The 21,092-nt window shown below is 41.5% G+C and carries 22 protein-coding genes; 12 read left to right on the top strand and 10 right to left on the bottom strand.

Annotated elements, in window-relative coordinates; genetic code table 11:
• Positions 1–56 precede the first annotated feature (56 nt).
• From P162_RS05780 to P162_RS05760, 5 genes are all read right to left on the bottom strand, one after another.
• Positions 57–959 (bottom strand): succinylglutamate desuccinylase/aspartoacylase family protein, encoded by a 903-nt coding sequence (locus tag P162_RS05780; RefSeq protein ID WP_031426299.1) that lies wholly within the window; start codon positions 957–959, stop codon positions 57–59.
• A 74-nt stretch (positions 960–1,033) separates the two neighbouring features.
• Positions 1,034–2,086, bottom strand: a complete 1,053-nt coding sequence (locus P162_RS05775) for a glutathione synthetase (RefSeq protein ID WP_031426298.1) — start codon at positions 2,084–2,086, stop codon at positions 1,034–1,036.
• 330 nt (positions 2,087–2,416) lie between these two features.
• Complete coding sequence (locus P162_RS05770) at positions 2,417–3,031, bottom strand: deoxynucleoside kinase (protein WP_031426297.1); 615 nt, start codon at positions 3,029–3,031, stop codon at positions 2,417–2,419.
• Between the two features lie 2 nt (positions 3,032–3,033).
• A complete protein-coding gene (locus tag P162_RS05765) occupies positions 3,034–3,816 on the bottom strand; it encodes a hypothetical protein (protein WP_051907795.1) in 783 nt (260 codons plus the stop codon).
• 77 nt (positions 3,817–3,893) lie between these two features.
• A complete protein-coding gene (locus P162_RS05760) occupies positions 3,894–4,397 on the bottom strand; it encodes a GbsR/MarR family transcriptional regulator (protein WP_031426295.1) in 504 nt (167 codons plus the stop codon).
• A 75-nt stretch (positions 4,398–4,472) separates the two neighbouring features.
• Between P162_RS05760 and P162_RS05755 the strand changes: the two genes are divergently transcribed.
• Positions 4,473–5,720: a glycosyltransferase gene (locus P162_RS05755; RefSeq protein ID WP_241077735.1), complete on the top strand. Its 1,248-nt coding sequence runs from the start codon at positions 4,473–4,475 to the stop codon at positions 5,718–5,720.
• Between the two features lie 16 nt (positions 5,721–5,736).
• On the opposite strand, the gene P162_RS05750 is transcribed toward P162_RS05755, so the two are convergent.
• From P162_RS05750 to P162_RS05735, 4 genes are all read right to left on the bottom strand, one after another.
• On the bottom strand, positions 5,737–6,066 hold the full coding sequence (locus P162_RS05750) for a TIGR04104 family putative zinc finger protein (protein ID WP_031426293.1): 330 nt from the start codon (positions 6,064–6,066) through the stop codon (positions 5,737–5,739).
• Between the two features lie 98 nt (positions 6,067–6,164).
• Complete coding sequence (locus P162_RS05745) at positions 6,165–8,189, bottom strand: M3 family metallopeptidase (RefSeq protein WP_031426292.1); 2,025 nt, start codon at positions 8,187–8,189, stop codon at positions 6,165–6,167.
• Positions 8,190–8,449: 260 nt separating this feature from the next.
• A complete protein-coding gene (gene purE, locus P162_RS05740) occupies positions 8,450–8,935 on the bottom strand; it encodes a 5-(carboxyamino)imidazole ribonucleotide mutase (RefSeq protein ID WP_031426291.1) in 486 nt (161 codons plus the stop codon).
• 129 nt (positions 8,936–9,064) lie between these two features.
• A complete protein-coding gene (locus tag P162_RS05735) occupies positions 9,065–10,225 on the bottom strand; it encodes a 5-(carboxyamino)imidazole ribonucleotide synthase (protein ID WP_031426290.1) in 1,161 nt (386 codons plus the stop codon).
• Between the two features lie 168 nt (positions 10,226–10,393).
• On the opposite strand from P162_RS05735, the gene P162_RS05730 reads away from it, so the two are divergent.
• The 6 genes from P162_RS05730 to P162_RS05705 all read left to right on the top strand — a co-directional run bounded on the left by P162_RS05730 (position 10,394) and on the right by P162_RS05705 (position 15,715).
• On the top strand, positions 10,394–10,930 hold the full coding sequence (locus tag P162_RS05730; protein WP_031426289.1) for a phosphoribosyltransferase: 537 nt from the start codon (positions 10,394–10,396) through the stop codon (positions 10,928–10,930).
• Complete coding sequence (locus P162_RS05725; RefSeq protein ID WP_031426288.1) at positions 10,930–11,502, top strand: adenylate kinase; 573 nt, start codon at positions 10,930–10,932, stop codon at positions 11,500–11,502. Before P162_RS05730 ends, P162_RS05725 begins: the two co-directional genes overlap by 1 nt.
• 48 nt (positions 11,503–11,550) lie before the next feature.
• Entirely contained in the window at positions 11,551–12,567 is a 1,017-nt protein-coding gene (gene obgE, locus P162_RS05720; protein WP_031426287.1) for a GTPase ObgE, read from the top strand.
• A 134-nt stretch (positions 12,568–12,701) separates the two neighbouring features.
• On the top strand, positions 12,702–13,223 hold the full coding sequence (locus P162_RS05715; RefSeq protein WP_031426286.1) for a DUF4136 domain-containing protein: 522 nt from the start codon (positions 12,702–12,704) through the stop codon (positions 13,221–13,223).
• Positions 13,224–13,301: 78 nt separating this feature from the next.
• Positions 13,302–14,258: a tetratricopeptide repeat protein gene (locus P162_RS05710; RefSeq protein ID WP_031426285.1), complete on the top strand. Its 957-nt coding sequence runs from the start codon at positions 13,302–13,304 to the stop codon at positions 14,256–14,258.
• A 104-nt stretch (positions 14,259–14,362) separates the two neighbouring features.
• Complete coding sequence (locus P162_RS05705) at positions 14,363–15,715, top strand: UDP-N-acetylmuramate--L-alanine ligase (RefSeq protein ID WP_031426284.1); 1,353 nt, start codon at positions 14,363–14,365, stop codon at positions 15,713–15,715.
• 49 nt (positions 15,716–15,764) lie between these two features.
• Here the strand turns inward: P162_RS05705 and P162_RS05700 are convergent, their stop codons facing one another.
• Complete coding sequence (locus P162_RS05700) at positions 15,765–16,208, bottom strand: DUF1569 domain-containing protein (protein WP_031426283.1); 444 nt, start codon at positions 16,206–16,208, stop codon at positions 15,765–15,767.
• 163 nt (positions 16,209–16,371) lie between these two features.
• Between P162_RS05700 and radC the strand changes: the two genes are divergently transcribed.
• The 5 genes from radC to P162_RS05675 are packed head-to-tail and all read left to right on the top strand — an operon-like array spanning position 16,372 to position 21,089.
• On the top strand, positions 16,372–17,070 hold the full coding sequence (gene radC, locus P162_RS05695) for a RadC family protein (RefSeq protein ID WP_031426282.1): 699 nt from the start codon (positions 16,372–16,374) through the stop codon (positions 17,068–17,070).
• Between the two features lie 37 nt (positions 17,071–17,107).
• Positions 17,108–18,412 (top strand): polysaccharide deacetylase family protein, encoded by a 1,305-nt coding sequence (locus P162_RS05690; protein WP_031426281.1) that lies wholly within the window; start codon positions 17,108–17,110, stop codon positions 18,410–18,412.
• Complete coding sequence (locus P162_RS05685) at positions 18,405–19,097, top strand: YjjG family noncanonical pyrimidine nucleotidase (RefSeq protein WP_051907794.1); 693 nt, start codon at positions 18,405–18,407, stop codon at positions 19,095–19,097. The genes P162_RS05690 and P162_RS05685 overlap by 8 nt, the downstream gene beginning before the upstream one ends.
• Before the next feature lie 50 nt (positions 19,098–19,147).
• A complete protein-coding gene (locus P162_RS05680; RefSeq protein WP_031426277.1) occupies positions 19,148–19,702 on the top strand; it encodes a hypothetical protein in 555 nt (184 codons plus the stop codon).
• On the top strand, positions 19,689–21,089 hold the full coding sequence (locus tag P162_RS05675; protein WP_051907793.1) for a DUF5723 family protein: 1,401 nt from the start codon (positions 19,689–19,691) through the stop codon (positions 21,087–21,089). The genes P162_RS05680 and P162_RS05675 overlap by 14 nt, the downstream gene beginning before the upstream one ends.
• Positions 21,090–21,092 lie beyond the last annotated feature (3 nt).

Genomic DNA, 21,092 nt, shown 5'->3' with positions numbered 1-21,092 from the left:
TTTTTTTTGTTTTGAAAATACCGAAAAGTGATAAAAAAGTAAATACCAATTTATCTTTAGGATTCCACTTCCTTAATCACAAAAAAGCCGTCATTTCCCTGATCTTGATATAATGGCATAAAGATGCGTGCATCCCAGCTACTCCGTATTTCTTTATTGTTGCAAATAGCCAACAACTCTCCTTTTTTGATTTTCTGAAAATTTTCATAACCGGGTTCCATTGAGAATGTATCTCCATCCTCTAGCCCGAAACGATGAACAATTTCAAAAGTCTTTTGGTCTTTTTGACTATTATTAATTTTTCCAATCGATTTTGGCATTTCCGAAAGTGATTTTAGATCAAGATCGCAGGCTTTTTCAAGTGCTATCCAGATCATGCCCTCGTGATTTTCAACCGCATGCGGACTATCATGTCTGCCGCCTTCAAAAACGAATCCCGTTACACCTATTCTGCTTAGGTAATGATCTATGCAACCGTAAACAATGTCAGAAAACCCACGTATAATATAAGGTGGAAAACGGTGTGCCCACTCATCATTTTCATTAACGACCTGTACGGAAATATAGGGAAGACTCGCAGAGGATGTTGTGTGGCAGTCCAGAAAGTAACGCTTTGTAAAAGCTTCAGCGGGATACTTTTGTAAAACATCTATAATTTCGAACATTTGCTTTTGTTCGCTGGAATTTTTTTTCTTCAAACGAATATTCTCTTCGGTCCAGGAGCGGTTGAGGTCTTCTTCAATGTAACGCGTACCTTTGTTGAGCGCTATCTTGTTTCCGGAAACGCCCACAACCGTACCCGCGATCTGAGGTTTATCTTTTTTAAGTTGGTTAAAAACTTTTAGGATTGCTTCCACGCCACTGGGTTCATTACCATGAATGCCCCCACTTAAAAAAAGTAGCGGACCTTTTTTTCCTGAACTGTAAGTTCCCAGTATGCGGTCTATTTTCTGATCCAAAAGTGTTGAATTTTAGGTATTTTATACGTTTTTAGGGTAGTTTTTGAGGGTTCTAAGGTGGATTTTGCCCTACCTCAATCCATGGTGGCAAGCATTTTATTGCTGAAATTGTCCTTGTGCAATGCTTTGTATTCAACTTTGCGCTCAATGGCTTCAATTACGGTATCCCCAAATTCCGGAAGGCCCAATTTCCCGCCATAATAGAGTCCGCCGGGACTCATGACATTGATTTCAATTAGTTTGTCCTTTACGATGTCAAGACCAACAAAAAAGAATCCATCTCTTATCAATTTTGGGGCGGTAAGGGCGACAATGCGTTCCATGGACGGGGTCAATTCTGCCTTTACCGTTTTTCCGCCCAGCGAAACATTGCTCCTAAACTCTGATTCATCCTTATTAACCCTGCGCATAATTGCCGGAACGCCATCTTTTTCTAGAATTTTACCGTTCATTACCAGCACACGCACATCGCCCTCGCTTACTTCGGGCAGAAATTTCTGGGCGATGATATAGCCTTTTTCAGTAAGTGTTTTGATAATTTGATTAAAATTGCTCCTGTGCTCATCAATCAGGTAAATGTTCTTGCCTCCAGAACCTTCAAGGGGTTTGAGGACAATTTTTTTTCCAGATTTTTCCCAAAAATCAATGATCGCGGTTTTATCCCTGGTAATAAGGCTGTCGGGTTTGATGAGTTCTGGAAGTTCCTCAAAATACAATTTATCAATAAAGGAATGCGACATGGAATTCGCATCGTTGAGGACTAATACTCCCTGTTGCTGCACTAACCGGGCAAAGGCAAGGCCAGAACGTTCTGCCCAGTGTCGGTCTATCGTTTCTTCGGTAGGGTTATTCCGCAAGAACATGACGTCAAGTTCTGCTGAATCAAGCATTTTCCAAGGGATCGCATCGGTTTTCATTTTTGCGAGAAAGTCCTCTTCACTTTCGTAATCAAAATTCTCAGGAACCATTTTACAGCAAATGCAAATGGGTGATCCCTGCATGAAATTAAAGCCACCCACGTTCATGACGTAAACTGTATGGCCGCGTTCATGGGCTTTTTTCATTAGTACCAGTGTGGTGCCGCAGCGTTCGCTTTTTATATTGCTTACTACATAACAGATTTTCATATCCTAAGGTTTAAAGTTACAGCACCGCACCCTATTACTGAATTGAGGCTAAATCCTGAACAGATTCAGTCTCGCTGCTTGTTTAAAAATCTAAAGTGGGGAATAAATAATGCTGTTACTAAAGATAGCGATCCTATTGAAATTTTTAGGGAAAGCATTTATTTTTGTTCAATATTTTAGGAGAAAAATCTAATTTTAAGGGGTTTTGACTTAATAAGAGTACTTTTCAGAAGTAGTTGACAGGGCACTATTGGAAAGGAAATCTTTTAAAAGTCGTTTTTTGAAACAGACTATTCCATAAAGGATTTAAAGAAAAACGGAAGTTATGAGCTAAAAGAGTCCGTTGATCTGTGCATCGATACGGTTGATGATATCACCCAGATCCTCAGGGTTATCGACAAAATCTATTTTGTCGACATCAATGATGAGCAGATTTCCTTTGTCATAACCATGAATCCATGCTTCATAACGTTCATTGAGCCTGCTTAAATAATCTATGCTGATGCTCGCTTCATAATCGCGGCCTCGTTTATGGATCTGTTTTACAAGATTTGGGATGCTACTGCGCAGATAAATAAGCAGATCTGGAGGGGCAACCACGCTTTCCATCAATTCAAACAGTGAACTGTAATTTTTAAAATCCCGGTTCGTAAGCAATCCCATTGCATGTAGGTTTGGCGCAAAAATGAAAGCATCCTCATAGATCGTACGGTCCTGAATCACATCATTGCCACCTTCCTGTATTTGTAGCAATTGCCTAAAACGACTGTTTAAAAAATAAATCTGTAGGTTGAAGGACCAGCGTTCCATCTCATTGTAGAAATCGTCAAGGTAGGGATTGTCCACAACGTCCTCAAATTGAGGTTGCCATTTAAAATGTTTGCCCAGTAGGCGCGTTAAAGTGGTTTTTCCGGCACCTATGTTGCCGGCGATCGCTACGTGCATGCTTAGTTTTTAGATAGTTTAAGAGTGTAGGTTCTTAAAAATGCCCCGTCGTAAATATAAAGGATTTCATTAGCGTAAAACAACTGTTTGAACTGCTTTTCGACCAAATTCACATCCTTGAAATCCAATACACCTTCAGGTAAAAGCAGGATCTTTTTATCCTGCTGAACCAGGAGGGTCTCCTTATTCAAAAAAGCCTGGGAGACTCCGTTAACAGGTGTTGTCTTCAAAAGGCTGCCATAGTTGTTGAACACTTTTAGGCCGTTACGTGTGAATACATAGCACGTATTAAAATTGCTGGTCATGGCCGTTGCCGTATCACTAAATGGGGGAGATGTCGCAACCACGCGTTTGGACTGATAATCGTAAAGTTCTAATTGTTGCAGGTCAACGTTAAAAATCCATAAGCGCCTATCACTTGCGGTACGCGCATGACTAATGTTTTTAAAATCCCCGTTTTGATTAAAATCAATCCTCGTAATTTCATTTAGCGTATTGTCTAAAATTACTGCGGTATTGAATTGATCATAAAAAACGGTAATCCGTAGCGGATTTATTAGATCTACGCTGCTTATGGGGCCAAGTTGGAGGTCGCTAAATTGAAACGTTTTCTTTTCTGAAATTTTATAAAATACGCGCTGTGTCGTGGTGTACAGATTTCCATATTTATCTGCCCCCACAAATGTTTCTGCTAGGAGTTCCTGCTGTTGCAGCAATACAGGGCTTATTGCCTGAGCTGAAAAAAATTGTGGTACTAAAAGAAAAAGAGCAATACGTAACCGCATAATTAAACTTATGAGCGAAAATGGAACTTAAGGTAAATGAACACTTACTGGAAGTAGCGCTTTTTATATAAAGAGCCTTAGCGCATCAACTTCATTATGGTCTTGGTGATCCAGTTTTCTTTTTGGTTCACCAGTTTTTCAAGCATATGATCTGCATCGCTTATAAAGTCATAAAGTTGCTTGGTTTTTGCTGTGAACTGTCTGGCTTCGGCAGAATGATCGTTATCCACTTGCTGTATGCTCTGCAAAACTTCAATGGTGGGCTTGATCTCGCGCCTGCTGCGCTCTTCGGCTACTTTACGCGCCATCTGGTCAACATCCTGTTCTGCCGCAAAATATTCACGGCGTTCCCCTGCTTTATATTCTTTGTAGATCAAGCCCCAGTCTATAAGCGCACGAAGGTTCATACTTGTATTTCCACGGGAGATATCAAGCTCTTCCATAATCTCGTCCATAGAAAGTGACGTGGGTGAAATCATGAGCAATGCATGAATCTGAGCCATGGTTTTATTGATTCCCCATTTATTGCCCAGATCGCCCCAGGCGTCTAAAAATTTACTTTTTGCTTCTCTAAATTCCATAATTGAAAATATAGTACAAAGCTACTGACTTCAATAATAAATCAGAGTTAATTTCATTTTCTCTTCAAAAATAGAATGTTTTACCTTTACGACATGAAAGTATTGATCATAGGTCACGTCTGGCCAGAGCCCAGTTCATCTGCTGCGGGCAGCCGTATGTTACAAATTATTAATGTATTTGCAGAAGCAGGAGGAGAAGTTCATTTTGCCAGCACGGCACAACAGGGTGCCCGCTCTTATGAGCTGCAATCGTTGACCGTTAAAACACATGAGATAAAACTGAATGACAGTGGGTTTGACGCATTTGTAAAAGCCTTGAATCCAAAGGTGGTAGTATACGACCGCTTTATGGTCGAAGAGCAATTTGGCTGGCGCATTGCCGAAAACTGTCCTGACGCGCTGCGCATACTTGATACGGAAGATCTGCACGGCCTGCGAAATGCAAGGGCAGAAGCTTTAAAAAAGAAACAACCATCTACGAATGAGTATCTTATCAACGATACTGCAAAACGGGAAATCGCCAGTATATATCGTTGCGATCTTTCCCTAATCATATCTGAGGTGGAAATGGAATTGCTGCAGGGTTTTTTTAGTGTACCTAAAAGTTTGTTGCTTTATCTCCCGTTTATGGTTGAAAAAATAAGTGATGAGGAGGTTGCAGATTGGAAACCTTTTGAAGCGCGAACCGATTTTATGACCATCGGTAATTTTAAACATTTGCCCAATTATGACGGCGTGCTATATTTAAAAGAAGAAATCTGGCCGCTTATCAGGCAGAAACTCCCGCAAGCCGTGCTGCATATTTACGGCGCGTATCCTTCCGCCAAGGTAGAACAATTACAGAATAAAAAAGACGGATTCTTGATTCACGGGTATGTGGAGAATTCTCAGGAGGTCTTTAAAAATTCAAGGGTTTGCCTTGCCGCATTACGTATAGGTGCGGGACTTAAGGGCAAAATATTAGAAGCGATGCAATACGGAACCCCTTGTGTGACAACTTCCATAGGGGCAGAAGGAATGCAAGGTGATTTTGAGTTTAACGGGAGTATAGAAAATACGGCAGAAAACTTTGCAGCAGCTGCAATAACGTTGTATACCGAAGAAGAAAAATGGCAAAAAGCCCAGAAAAACGGTCAAAAAATAGTCAATAATCGATTTTTAGCGCAACATTGGTCACCTATTTTGAGGCAACATATAGAAGAATTGCAAAATAGTTTAGAAGCGCACCGGCTAAATAACTTTACGGGATCAATGCTAAGGCATCAATCCCTCCAGGCAACTAAATTTATGAGTAAATGGATTGAAGAAAAAAATAAAAGTTAAAAAGTGAAATTTCTTATTAACGGTTTCTTTTATTATCAAATCGCTGGGTTTGTAAAATGTTGAACCTTAAAAAAGGAACAGCGCCCAGAGAGAAAATAATCCCTGTAAACGCGGTAACAAAAAGATACCCCAGGAGGATCATTTCGTTGAATTCCCCGGTAAACAGCAGCCTTGCAGTAAAAAGCAAAGTAAGAAAAATGACCGCTCCGCCCACTACTTTATTGCGATCTGCATGTTGCTGTACCGCACCGCAAAAGAAACATTTTATTGATCTGTAATTGAGCCAGAAACTCTTAAGTACCTGCCAGAAACCGAGCTCATTCTTACATTTTTTACATGTATCCATTCTAAGGAAATTTTTAAGGAAGATAGCCCTTTATAAATCTATTTGTCTTAAATATAAGACAATTGTTACGCCATAATATTTAAACAGGGCTATCAGGCTTATTTGTCAAGCAATCCCGCTCTTTCTAAAAGCGCTTCTGGATTGGGTTCGCTGCCGCGGAAACGTTTATAAAGAACCATAGGATCTTCCGTTCCCCCTTGTGAAAGTACATGTTTTTTAAACTTATCCGCGATTTCCTTGTTAAAGATCCCATTTTCTTTAAAGTAGGCGAAAGCATCCGCATCAAGCACTTCTGCCCATTTATAGGAATAATATCCTGAAGAATAACCGCCCTGAAAAATATGCGAAAAGGAAGTGCTCATGCAGTTTTCCGCGACGTCGGGATAAAGTTTAGTATCTGCGAAAGCGGCATCTTCATGCGCTTGCACACTTTGAACATTGCCTGGGTCTATACCATGCCACGCCATATCAAGTTGGCCAAAACTGAGTTGTCGCAAGGTTTGTATCCCCTCCTGAAAGTTGGCCGCTTTTTTAATGCGCTCAATAAGTTGCATTGCGATTTTCTCACCAGTCTCGTAGTGTGTCGCAAAAAGGGCAAGCGCTTCTGGCTCATAGCACCAATTTTCTAAAATCTGGCTGGGAAGCTCCACAAAATCCCAATACACATTAGGACTTGAAAGGCTGGGATAAACCGTATCTGCCAGCATACCATGCAATGCATGACCAAACTCGTGAAAAAGTGTGGTTACTTCGTTGAACGTTAGCAGCGAAGGTGTTTTTGCGGTTGGTTTAGTAAAATTGCAAACAATGGAAATATGCGGGCGCTCGTTTTTTCCATCTTTTACCATTTGGGATTTGTATGAGGTCATCCACGCGCCGCCACGTTTGCCGGCACGCGGGTGAAAATCTGCGTAAAAAACCGCTATAAAAGCGTCATTTTCATCATAAACACGGTAGGTTTTAACGTCTTTATGGTATTTTTCGATGGAATCTACTTCTTTAAAATGTAATCCGTAAAGTTTTTCTGCTACGCTAAAAACGCCGTTGATGACATTTTTTAGCTCAAAATAAGGTTTCAGCTTTTCATCGTCGAGATCAAAAAGTTTTTGCTTTAGTTTTTCCGAATAATAAGCACTGTCCCATTTTTCTAAACGGTCAATCCCGTCCAGCTCTTTGGCAAAATTCTCCAGTTGGCTAAATTCACGCTCGGCAGCGGGTTTTGCTTTTTTCAGCATTTCATCCAGAAAATTCTCCACCTGCTGCGGACTTTTAGCCATGCGTTCTTCGAGAACGAAATGTGCATGGGTTTTATAACCCAGCAGAACCGCACGTTCCTGCCGTAGTTTTGCAATCTTTAGTACGTTTTCCTGATTATCAAGCGCGTCGCCATGAAAACCTTTTGCGCCAAAGGCAATGGAAAGTTCTTTGCGTAATTCCCTGTTTTCGGCATATTTCATAAACGGAATATAGCTGGGATATTCAAGGGTAATCACATAACCGGTTTTATCTTTTTCCTTAGCGGTCTGAGCAGCGCCTTCTTTAGCGTATTCAGGAAGTCCGGCAAGGTCTTTTTCATCGCTGAGGTGCAGTTCGTATTTATTGGTTTCAGCCAAAACATTTTCACCAAAACTGAGCTTTAATTTAGAAAGTTCAGCGTCAATTTCGCGCAAGCGGGATTTTTTATCTTCCGGAAGGTTTGCTCCATTGCGTGAAAAGCCTTTGTATTTTTTGTCCAACAAGGTGCCTTGTTCAGGAGTGAGCTCCAGGTTTTTACGATCGTCGTAAACTGCTTTTACTCTTTTAAACAAAGCTTCATTAAGTGTAATATCGTTTGAAAATTCAGAAAGTTTTGGGGAGATTTCCTGTGCTATTTTTTGAATTTCCTCGTTGGTTTCTGCGCTGTTTATATTGAAAAAAATGCTGGTCACGCGCTCCAGTTGGTACCCTGCGTAGTCAAGGGCCTCAATGGTGTTTTCAAAAGTGGGCGCATCAGGATGGTTCACGATGGCATCAATTTCCTCTCGAGCCTTTTCTATCGCAGCTTCTATCGCAGGTTGATAATCTTCGGTTTTTATTTGAGAAAAAGGAGCTTCGTTAAAAGCCTCCATTAGTATATTCGACATGTATTTTAGATTTTATGGTGAAAATATCTTTGTCGCTTCGAGTGTTTTAATTGAAGCGACAGCGGAAATTAAAAATGTATCGAGAAGTGTTTTTGAATCAATTCGTTTTGTGAAAAATAATTCCGTTGTGAAAGAGTTCTCGATACACGCTCCTACCGTCGCGCACTCGAACTGACTTCGCTTATAAATGGAAATAAACGCCAGGAGATGCCCAAAATTGATTCAAAAAAAGGTCAAAACCTGGTCAATTTCATCCTAATTCAGCTATTTTTCAAGGATTCTGCCCCTTCAATAACCTTATTCTTTAATCCATCTTTATAATCCACGATTTTCTGCTGGATTTCTTTGTTGGAAGCACCCAAAATCTGTGCCGCGAGTATCCCTGCATTTTTGGCACCATCGAGGGCAACGGTCGCAACGGGCACTCCGCCCGGCATCTGTAAAATAGAAAGCACAGAATCCCAACCGTCAATTGAATTCCTCGATTTTACCGGCACACCAATCACGGGAAGCGGGGAGAGGGATGCAATCATACCCGGCAAATGTGCTGCACCCCCGGCACCGGCGATAATAACCTGTATGCCGCGTTCGTGCGCATTTTTACCATAATCGAAAAGTTTTTCGGGCGTACGGTGAGCAGAAACGATATCTACTTCGGTCTGGATTCCAAATTCTTTTAAAACATCAATAGCGTCCTGCATTACCGGCAGATCGCTTGTACTTCCCATGATTATTGCTACGCTCATTTTATTATTATTTATTCCCCCCAGCCCCCGAAGGGGGAGCTTATAAGGGGGGCGGTTATATGTTTTTAAAAATTCATCTCAGTTGAGAACATTAAGCGTTGATCCCCCCTTCGGGGGTTAGGGGGATTTTTAGGGGGACGACACCACCTTAATCGTCCCTTTTACTTTCTCGGCGATCTTCCTAGCTTCGGACAGGTCTTTGTTTATTATCGTAACGTGCCCCATTTTCCGGAAGGGACGCGTGATTTTTTTACCGTAGATATGCGGGGTCACACCGTTCATGGCCAGGATTTCTGCGATGTGTTTGTATTCTACCTGTCCTTCGTGGTTTTCTGCACCCACGAGATTTACCATGACGGCGCCAACTTTACTATCCGTATTTCCCAGTGGGAGGTTCAATATCGCACGGAGGTGGTTTTCAAACTGACTGGTAAAACTTCCCTCTATGCTATAATGGCCGCTGTTGTGCGGTCTCGGCGCAACTTCGTTTACCAGTATCTCATTCTCTTCGGTCTGAAAAAGCTCTACCGCGAGCAATCCCACATGCTCAAAGGCTTCGGAAACATTCTTGGCAACTTCCCGCGCTCTTTTTGCTACTTTGTCAGAAATTCTGGCGGGGCAGATCACATATTCTACTTGATTGGCCTCCGGGTGAAATTCCATTTCTACAACAGGATACGTTTTAACCTGGCCTTCTGCATTGCGTACCACGATAACCGCAAGTTCGTTTTTAAAAGAAATCAGGTTTTCGGCAAGACAGACTGTATCTGGCAATTCCTGGAGGTCTGTTTCTTTCCTGACGATCTTTACGCCTTTGCCGTCATAACCGCCCTGGGTGCTCTTCCAGACAAAAGGAAGTTCGATTTTACGCGATTTGATGTCTTTTTTAAGCGCTTTTAGGTCATTATATACCGAAAAGGGCGACGTGGGGATGTTTTTTTCCGTATAGAAATTCTTCTGTATCCCTTTGTCCTGAATCACGCGCAAAGTTTGCGGACTAGGATAAACGGTCACTCCTTCTGCCTGCAGTTTTTCAAGCGCATCTACGTTTATGGTCTCGATCTCAAAGGTGAGCACGTCCACTTTTTTCCCGAAGTTGTAAACGGTATCAAAATCCTGTAAACTGCCCTGCTCAAAATGGTTGCAGGCAAAGCGTGAAGGCGCTTCTGCGCTGGGATCGAGAACGTGGGTTTGTATATCAAATTTTCGGGTTTCCTGCAACAGCATTTTACCGAGCTGGCCGCCTCCCAGAATCCCAAGTTTAAAATCCGTAGAAAAATAATGTCTCATTTTTAGCCGATTTTTAGGCAAAAACGGGTTGTTTTTGTCCGTTTTTTAATCGGGACAAAGGTACTTGTTTAACGTGAAATTATGGGGTTTTATAGGCCTAAAAGCGATCTATGTATTTTCTGCAAAGCAATATTGTGTATCTTCGCCAAAACCCAACCTTCACTGATTATGATACGATTAAATGACCTTTCGTTTGAAGAATCTATTTCGGAAAAGACAATAACCGAAGCGATTGAAAAGATTTCGGTTGAGATCAATGCGGCTTATGCCGGTAAATCCCCCATTTTTATGGTGGTGCTCAATGGTGCATTCCGCTTCGCGTCAGAATTAATCAGTAGATTTGAAGGCGATTGCCGTGTGGAATTTGTAAAAATGAGTTCGTACGATGGTACAGAAAGTACCGGTGAGGTCCTGACGCACATGGCGCTGGATTTTGACCTGGAAGATCAGGAAATTATAATCGTGGAAGACATTGTAGACAGCGGCAACACGCTAGAGAAGTTGGTCAATATGATCGCCGGCGGCGGCATTGCAAATTATAGTATCGCCACCCTTTTCTTTAAGCCTGAAGCTTACACTAAAGAATATAAAATACATTACGCCGGCCTGGAAATCCCGAATGATTTTATCGTGGGTTATGGCCTTGATTACAACGGTTTGGGGCGTAACCTCAATGCAATTTATAAACTAAAAAAAACCGACTAATGACAAATCTGGTATTGTTTGGCCCTCCCGGAGCCGGGAAGGGGACACAAGCAGAAATCCTTAAGAAAAAATTCAATCTTGTGCACATTTCAACCGGAGATGTGTTTCGGTACAATATAAAGAACGAGACAGAACTGGGCACGCTGGCAAAATCCTTTATGGATAAAGGGCAGCTGGTGCCTGATGAAGTGACCATTAAAATGCTCAATGCCGAAGTCGAGAAAAATGTGGGGGCAAAGGGTTTTATCTTTGATGGTTTTCCGCGTACCACCGCGCAGGCGCAGGCGCTTGACGAACTTTTAGCCAGTAAAAATACCGAGGTTGCGGCAATGATCGCTCTTGAAGTTGAAGACAAAATTTTGATCTTAAGATTGTTGGAGCGCGGTAAAACCTCAGGTAGAAAAGATGACGCAGATGAGGCTGTAATTACCAATAGAATCGCCGTTTATTATAAAGAAACTGCTATTTTAAAGGATTACTACGAGAAACAGGATAAGTATTATGGTGTTGATGGAGAGGGTGATGTCAAAGATATTACCGTTAGATTAGCCACTGTAATTGAGGGGCTTTAAAATTATTTTAGCCAGGATTTATAATTTTCAGTATCAAAAAAGAGTGAGATGACCGAAGGCAATTTTGTTGATTATGTAGTAATGCACGTTACTTCTGGTAATGGTGGAGCGGGATCAGCGCACCTGCGACGCGAGAAGTTTGTGACAAAAGGTGGTCCTGACGGTGGTGATGGAGGCCGTGGCGGTCATGTTATCGCGCGTGCCACTTCAAATATGTGGACGCTTTTGCACCTTAAGTTCAAGCGCCACCTGAGGGCAGAGCATGGTTCAAACGGTGGTAAGCAGACCAGTACCGGCGCAGAAGGAGCAGATTCTTATATAGAAGTGCCCCTGGGTACCGTGATACGCGATACGGAAACTACGGAAATACTAAAAGAACTTACCGAAGAAGGTGAGGAATATATTATTGCGGAAGGTGGAATGGGCGGCCGTGGAAATTCACACTTCAAATCTTCCACAAATCAAACCCCACGATACGCCCAGCCCGGTATGGAAGGCCAGCAGGTTGATGTGACCATTGAGCTCAAAATTTTAGCAGATGTAGGCCTGGTAGGTTTCCCCAATGCAGGGAAATCCACACTGCTTTCCGTGATCACCGCGGCTAAGCCAAAAATTGCCAACTATGAGTTTACCACATTAAAACCTAATCTGGGTATTGTAGAATACCGCGAGTTCAAAACCTTTGTCGTGGCGGATATCCCCGGGATTATTGAGGGCGCTGCGGAAGGAAAAGGGCTGGGGCACCGCTTTTTGCGCCATATAGAACGCAATTCTACATTGCTTTTTATGATCCCGGCAGATGCTAAGGATATTGGTGAGCAGTATGGTATTTTGCTCAACGAACTTGAAAAATACAATCCTGAACTGCTGGATAAAGACAGGCTGATCGCGATCACAAAAAGTGATATGCTTGATGAAGAACTCAAAGCAGAACTGGCCAAGGAACTCGATAAAAGCCTTCCCATAACCTATTTGTTTATCTCTTCCGTAGCTCAAAAAGGGCTTACCGAATTGAAGGATAAACTCTGGGAAATGCTGAACAAAAAAGGTTCAGATAGCAATTAAAAAGTCAAAAAACAGGTAAAATGGTTGGTTTTCAGCTCTTTTCCTCCATATAATACCTTGATTTGCGACTTTTTAAAGTTTTGTGCTGAAACTAAATGCTTTGTTTTTCCGTTATCTTACAAAGAAAAAGAACGATGAAAACTATCTATTTACTTTTGCTTCTAGGAACGCTGGCTTCTTGTGGAGGCATAAAAGTGGCATACGATTACGATGAGCAGGCCAATTTTGAAATGTTCAAAACCTATAATTACATCCAAGAGATGCAAGCAGGCATGAACCAGCTGGATCTCAACCGGCTCATGAAAGCAACGGATAGTATACTCCAAAACCGGGGCTATACGCTTAGTGAAAACCCAGATTTGCTGATTGATGTTTCTAGTGATCAGTATGAACAAGCTTCCAGGAATACACTGGGAATTGGCGTGGGCAGCGGCGGCGGAAATGTAGGTGTAGGCGTGGGCGGCGGGATTCCGCTGGGCGGTCGTGAACTGCACCGGACCATTACCATAAATCTGGTCAATGCAGAAAAAGATGCGCTCATCTGGCAGGCAGTTAGTGATAGCAATGTGAAATTAAAAGCGAATCCACAACAGCGCCAGGCGTATTTTATGAAATTGATGGAAAAAGTTTTTAAAAAGTTCCCTCCACAAAATTGACCATTTCAACACGTATTGATTTTCAGTTGAATAGTGGCGTGTTTTTTGTTTAGCTTTGGTGCAATCTCCCAACCACTTATGAAAAATCTTTTTTTGTTTTTTTTGCTTCCTATCGTAATGACTGCTCAGAGCACCACTTTGAGCAAAGCAGAAGCTTACTTTGATCAAGGTAAATATAATGAAGCCAAACCCCTTTTTCAGCACTATTTAGAAACGCATCCAGATCATAGGGAAACACGTGAATATTTAGGGGATATTGCTTCAAATAATAAGGACTGGGATACAGCTATTTCATTTTACAAAGACCTTGTTGAAGAAAAAGATAAAAACGCAAATTATCATTTTAAGTACGGTGGGGCCTTGGGTATGAAAGCTCTTTCTCTAAGCCGCATCCGTGCATTGACGTACATAGGCGATATAAAGGAACATTTTACCGCTGCTGCGAATCTTGACCCTAAACACATTGAAACGCGGTGGGCACTCATTGAACTTTACCTGCAACTGCCCGGTATTTTAGGCGGAAGTACTTCAAAAGCGAAGACGTATGCAGATGAACTTCAGCAAATTTCAGAAGTAGACGGTTATCTTGCAAAAGGATATATAGAAGAGTACGATGAAAACGAAGAAGCGGCCGAAAAATATTACAAGCAGGCCATTGAAATAGGTGGTTCACCACATACCTATGAGAAGCTGACCACTTTCTATGAAAAAAATGACCGCCCCGAGGCGGCGATTAAAACTGCCGAAAAATCCCTGGAAAAGCACCAGCGTAATTTGCTCAATTATCAAATAGGCAAGATAGCGGCAGAGTACGATATGGAGCCTCAACTGGGGATAACATGTTTGCAGAATTATATAACAAACCACAGTTACAAAGATGGCGTGCCCACGCAATGGGCGTATTACCGTCTGGCACAGATTTACCGAAACCTGGGCAATAAGAACCTGGCACTTGAATATATTGATAAAGCTATCGCTACGAGCCCTGATTTTGAAGAAGCCATTGCTATTAGGGCAGATATACGCAATCTTTAAGGTACAAATCCATTCTTTTTTCTGAATTTTACCAAAAGATAGACGCCGCAAGAATCTTGTCGTGATATCTTTTTCCTGATAAGTAAACCTTCCAAAAATATCCCATGCGCATACATTTTATAGCTATAGGTGGCAGTGCAATGCACAATCTGGCCCTAGCCCTTCATGATAAGGGTGATGAGGTTACGGGTAGTGACGACGCTATTTTTGAACCGTCAAAATCAAGACTTGCTAAAAGCGGACTCCTACCCGAAGAAATGGGTTGGTTTTCAGCGAAGATAGACAAAGGTCTGGACGCGGTGATTCTGGGCATGCACGCTAAGGCAGATAATCCAGAACTGATACATGCGCAAAATCTTGGGGTAAAAATTTATTCCTACCCAGAATTTATCTACGAGCAGTCCAAAAATAAAACACGGGTGGTCATAGGAGGTTCCCATGGTAAGACCACGATCACCTCCATGATATTGCACGTATTGCATTATCATGATCGCGCGGTGGATTTTCTTATTGGTGCCCAGTTGCAGGGATTTGATAATATGGTACATCTTACGGAAGAAAACGATTTTATCCTGCTGGAAGGTGACGAATACTTGTCCTCGCCCATAGATCGTAGGCCGAAATTTCATCTTTACAAACCTAATATTGCCCTTTTAAGCGGTATCGCCTGGGATCATATCAATGTTTTCCCTACCTATGAAAACTATGTAGAGCAATTTGAAATTTTTGCAGAATCTATTGCGCACGGTGGAATCCTGGTTTACAACGAAGAAGATCCAGAGGTCAAGAGAATAGCCGAAGCCGCTCAGGCACCCACCAGAAAACACCCTTACCACACTCCGGAATATACTATAGAATCTGGCAAAACCCTTTTAGAAACTCCAGAAGGGCCTATGCCCATCGCTGTTTTTGGGGCTCATAATCTCAATAACCTGGCCGGGGCAAAATGGATCTGCCAGCATATGGGTATTGACGAGGAAGATTTTTATGAAGCGATAAGCAGTTTTGAAGGAGCGTCAAAACGATTGGAAAAAATAGGGGAAACGGCTAAAAATGTTGCTTTTAAGGATTTTGCCCATTCCCCAAGCAAGGTAAAAGCGACCACAGAGGCGGTAAAAGAACAATTCCCTGATCGAAAACTGATCGCGTGTTTAGAACTGCATACCTACAGCAGCCTTAATGCGGAATTTTTAAAACAGTATAAGGGCGCCCTCGACGCCGCTGAGGAAGCTGTTGTTTTCTATTCGCCAGATGCCGTAGAAATCAAAAAGCTGAAAAGTATCAACAAAGAGCAAATTGCAAAAGCTTTTGAACGGGAAGATCTAATTATTTATACAGATCCAGAGGCGTTTAAAGAGTACCTTTTCGGAAAGAAATTAAATAATTCCACACTTTTATTGATGAGCAGTGGCAACTATGGAGGGCTTGATTTTGATAAAGTTCAGGGAATCCTATAAGTTTTACAAAGATTAAAAAAGCGGATTTGCAGCGTATTGAATCATATAGTTAAACCCCAAATTGCCTAAAATGGTGATCCAGGTGTTTATACTGCATCTTGCCTACTTGTTCTGGAGTAAACTGACCAAAAACGGGGTGCTTTGGCCATTTTTCCCGACTTTTCTTATTATGAAATTCCTTAAGCAGTTTTAAAATAGCGTTTTTTTCTTCTGAAAAACCCTTCTCTTGCTCAACTTTAAAAGTTTTAGGAGTCGTCATTCCCCTGGGCCAGGATTTATCATTGTACATCATTTTCTTGAAAAACCATTTTGCCACTAAGTTGCTTTTAAGCCCATAGTCCTTTTTTCCCAGAGCGATTTCCAGAGGTTTTTGACAATGGTGCAGCGTTTGCGCGACGGTCATTTTGCCCCATTGCGGTTTGCTGTCTATATTAAGAAGGGTCAACCTGTTTTTGATCTGATCATAAATTTTATCCTCTAAAAGATTTTCCATCGTATTTCTTGTTATTTAATTGGAGAAATTATGTCGTTTTTCAGCTAAAAATCAGTAGAAATAAGTCATTTTTAATGGTAAATATCTGTTTTTGACGAATTTCTATGCAGCTTATCTTGTTCGGCAAAGCATTACAAAACAAGTTGTTATATTTGGCCAAACTATGAAGCAACCTCCCGAAAAATTTTCGATTAAAAATTGGTCTGAAGATGACCGGCCACGGGAGAAGTTGCTGCAGAAAGGTAAGGCGCATTTAAGCAACGCAGAACTGCTCGCGATTTTAATTGGTTCCGGTAACCGTGAAGAAAGCGCGGTCGCTCTGAGCAAAAGGATCTTAGCTTCGGTAGATAACAATTTGAACGAATTAGGGAAAACATCCATTGCGCAGCTTATGAAATTTAAAGGTATAGGGGAGGCCAAGGCAATAAGCATTTGTGCAGGTCTTGAACTGGGCCGAAGACGTCGCGCCGAAGATGCCTTGGAACTTAAAAAAGTAAGTGGAAGCACTTCTGCCTTTGAAATTCTACAACCGGTACTGGGTGAACTTCCCCACGAAGAATTCTGGATCATTTACCTCAACAACAACCATAAGGTCATACAGATGAACCAGCTTAGCAAGGGCGGGATCACAGGAACACTCGTAGATGTGCGCTTGATGTTGCGCCGTGCACTAGAAGTGGGTGCGGTGGCTTTGATTCTAGCGCACAACCATCCCTCTGGTACCCTGAAGCCAAGCCAGGCAGACAAGAACCTAACGGCGAAGTTGACCACGGCCTCTGCGGCCTTGGACATAAAAGTTCTCGATCATCTCATTGTTACTGAAAAGGCTTATTTTAGCTTTGCAGATGAAGGTCTTCTTTAATGTAGTTTTACCGCTGCAATATTAACCCGCGCATACCATGCTTTTAGTATATACCACTAAAATAACGCCCAGGCTTACTTATGTTTTTAAACATATCTGTACGCGTATCCTTCAGGTGCCAGTAAAATTTACCACGGCTGTTGATGAATTTATAGTACATGATAGCCTAAAACTTTCCTACGCAAATAAAGCGCTGGGGAATGAACTTCATATAAAAAGCAGGGAAGTACTTTTTGAACAGGGAATCACGGATATGGAAATTAAAGTGAAGCCTTGGGATGATACCATGTGTTTTTTTGCGACTGGTAGCAGCGGGGAATTGCCTTTTGATATTTTTGGGGCCGCTTTTGTACTTCTGAGCAGATATGAAGAATTTTTACCGCATGTAAAAGATGTTGAAGGCCGTTTCCCGGCCACTGAAAGTCTTGGTTATCAGAATGACTTTCTGGATCAGCCGGTGGTAGATATCTGGGCCTTTAAATTTCGGGACCTGCTGGAAGAGCGCTTTCCCGATTTTAAATGGAAAGAACGCAGCTTTGCCATTGAGCCTATAATAGATATAGAACAGGCGTATGAACTTTACCAAATAGGGATCATGCGGGAGTTGGGCGGTGTCTTTCGGGATATTTTTCGGTTTAGGTTTAAAAATTTATTGCTGCGTATACAGGTCAATCTTGGCCTTCGAAAAGATCCTTACGATACTTTTAGTTGGCTTATCAATGTTCAGAAAAATGCACAGCATAGTTTTGTTTATTTTTTTCAGGTAGGGGACTATTCCACCTTTACGCGTAATGTACGTTATAATAAGAGGGGGTTTAGGGAACTTATTAAAATGATGGGGGATTACGCTCCCATAGGCGTGCTTTTCTCGCGGGAAGCGTTAGATAAAGGGGAGCAAATGAAAAAAGAGAAAAAACGTATTGAAGGTATAACCAATAAGCCTTTAAAGGCCGTGCGCTGCACGAGTCATATGGGAATGCTCATTGATAATTACCGAGAAATGATACAACAGGAAGTGGAGAATGACTATTCTATGGGATATCCTGACCTGTTAGGTTTTAGAGCGGGAACCTGTACTCCTTTTCTCTATTATGATCTGGATTATGAAAGTCCCACGCCTTTATTGATACATCCTATTTGCGCACAATCGGGCGTTTTTGAACAACATAATTTACAGGAGAAAGAACTCAACGCGTCGCTGGATACATTCTTTAGGATGCAGGAATATACAAAACAGGTCAACGGTACTTTTGTGTTCAGTTTTAAAAATAAGTCTTTTACGGGGAATGGCCAGGATGAAGGACAGTGGAAGAATTTCTTTAAAGAACTTGTGCATGAGTAAATTGACTAATATCAAGCATATTTTTTTTGATCTGGACCATACGTTGTGGGATTTTGACAAAAACTCTGAACTTGCCTTTAAACATATATTTGAAAAAAACAATATTGCGGTACCACTCCATGAATTTCTTGAAGTGTACAAACCGATAAATTTCAGGTATTGGAAATATTACCGAGAGTCAAAAATCACAAAGGAAAAATTACGCTACGGCAGGCTGAGCAATAGCTTTTCAAGTTTGGGTTTTGGGATTGACAAGCATATGATCGACAAATTATCTGAAGACTATATCACGCACTTGCCAGATAATAACCATCTTTTTGAGGGAACATACGATCTGCTTTCAGAACTTTCAAAAAATTATAATTTGCACATTATTACCAATGGTTTTGAAGAAGTACAGCACCTAAAGCTAAAGAGGTCTAAAATAGATTGCTTTTTTCAAACCATTACCACGAGTGAATCTGTGGGTGTTAAAAAACCAGACCCTCGAATTTTTAATTTTGCACTAGCTCAGGCGGGTGCCTCTATAGAGAACAGCCTTATGATAGGGGATACCTACGAGGCAGATATTCTGGGAGCCCGTGCGCTTGGCATAGAAACCATCCTTTTTAATTACCACTTAGCAGAGGCTCAGGAGGGTGATAGGGTCGTGATGCGACTTCTGGAAATACTGGAACATATCTGACAATATGAGCCTGTTTTTTACGTTTTTCTTTAATCCAACCCTAACTTTATATGCTATTTTATAAAATTACTAAAATCCTTGTGCTTGCCGGCCTGGTGGTATCTGCCACCAGCTGCGTAAAAGATCAGGATTTTGATCAGGCAGATGCCATTGCTGTCACTCCAGAACTTGAAGCTGATCTTGTATATCTTAAACTTACCCAGGATAATTTCCTGAACAGTAATGGAGAAGTTGAGGTAAGTTTTGTTAGCCAGACTACAGACCTAAAATTTTTGCGCGATGGTTTTGTACAAAATGACCTGACCCGAATAGACTTCACGTTCAATACAGAAAATTCCTTTAGACAATCATTTAATACCGTAATAACTTTTTTGAATGAAAATGGGGATCCCACGTATGAGTTCACCTTTTTTGTTCCTTCCGCAGATGCTGATGGCGTTCCAGTTAATGCTACACATGTGGAAGTCATTCAAGGTGAAGACCTAGAACTATTTAAAGATGCGTTACGCTTACAGGTAGGCTCATCAATAATATTAAGCGAGTCTCCCATTAAGGGAGAACTGAATTTTGAATCAAAAGCACGCCTGTATTTTGAATTTAACTAGACTTTTTTGCTGTTTTTGGGGCCTTTTTACCGGTTTTACCTGTTGGGGTCAGAATATTCAGCTTTATAATGCAGATTATTTGCCACAATCGTTATTGATGAACCCGGGCGTAGAAGTTGAGTATGACTACCATTTTGGTATTCCCCTTTTATCGGGGATTCATGCAGGTTTCGGTAGTACGGAAATCACTGTAAACGATATTTTTAGAAATGATCCTTCCACAACGATCAACGATCGGATAGAGCAGGCCATATCCTCGGTTTCCAGAAATGATTATTTTAGCGTGGATCAACACCTTGAAATCCTAAGTGCTGGATGGCGCAACCGGAAAGGCAATTATCTTTCTGCCGGCTGGTACCAGGAGACCAATGTGATAGCTTATTTTCCCAAAGACCCGGCAATTTTGGCTTATGAGGGCAATTCAGGTAACCTGGGGAAATCTTTTGATCTTGGGGACCTCTCTGCGCGCGGCGAAGTAGTTTCCGTATTGCATTTCGGCATCAATAAAAGGGTGTCAAAAAACCTGAGTATAGGAGGTAGGGCAAAAATATATTCTAGTATGTTCAACGCTACTAGCACTGGTAATAAAGGTCTTTTTTCAACGACACGTACCCCTGATGGAAACAATATTTTTCGCCATAATTTGAGGGGATTGGATGCGAGTTTTAAAATGTCTGGTGTTGAAGACTTCAGGGACCTTGAAACCAGTGATGTGATTTCCAGTTCACTTTTTGGTGGGAATTATGGCCTGGGTGTTGATGTAGGCTTTAGTTATAAACTAGATCGACAGTGGCAATTAACGGCTAGTCTTGTAGATCTGGGCTTTATATTTCATAGTAATAAGACACGGGAGATCTACGCCAATGGTAATTATGAGTTTGACGGTATTGGCTTTATTTACCCCACCGTAACCGAACCAAATGACGAACCCCCTTATTACGATCAGTTGGTAAATGATTTTAAGGCTAATGTATCTTATGGTAACGAGACAGATATAACCTATACTACCATGAGGCCTTTAAAATTTTACTCCTCTCTGGAGTACCGTTTTGGAGAGTCAACAGGGTTTACCTGTTTGCGTCCCAGTGACAATAGTTACAGGTTTCGTACAGGGCTCACCCTTTTTGCCATAAACAGACCGCGATTGCCACAGGCATCGCTCACCGGGTATTTTGATGCTAGATTGCTAAACTTCTTACATACTAAAGTTACCTATACGGTAGATCCTTATACGGCAACTAATTTGGGTTTTTTAGTTTCTGCACAAATAGCGAAATTTAACCTTTATATCTCAGCAGATAATATGCTGGGTTATGAAAACCTTGCAAAAAGTAATACTATTGCCTTTCAATTTGGGATGCAGTTTGTATTTAATTCTAAAAAATAAAAC

It is taken from the genome of Flavimarina sp. Hel_I_48 (assembly GCF_000733945.1).
Lineage (GTDB): Bacteria > Bacteroidota > Bacteroidia > Flavobacteriales > Flavobacteriaceae > Leeuwenhoekiella.
Note: the sequence above shows the minus strand (reverse complement) of the source record. Positions and strands in the feature narration are given on the sequence as shown.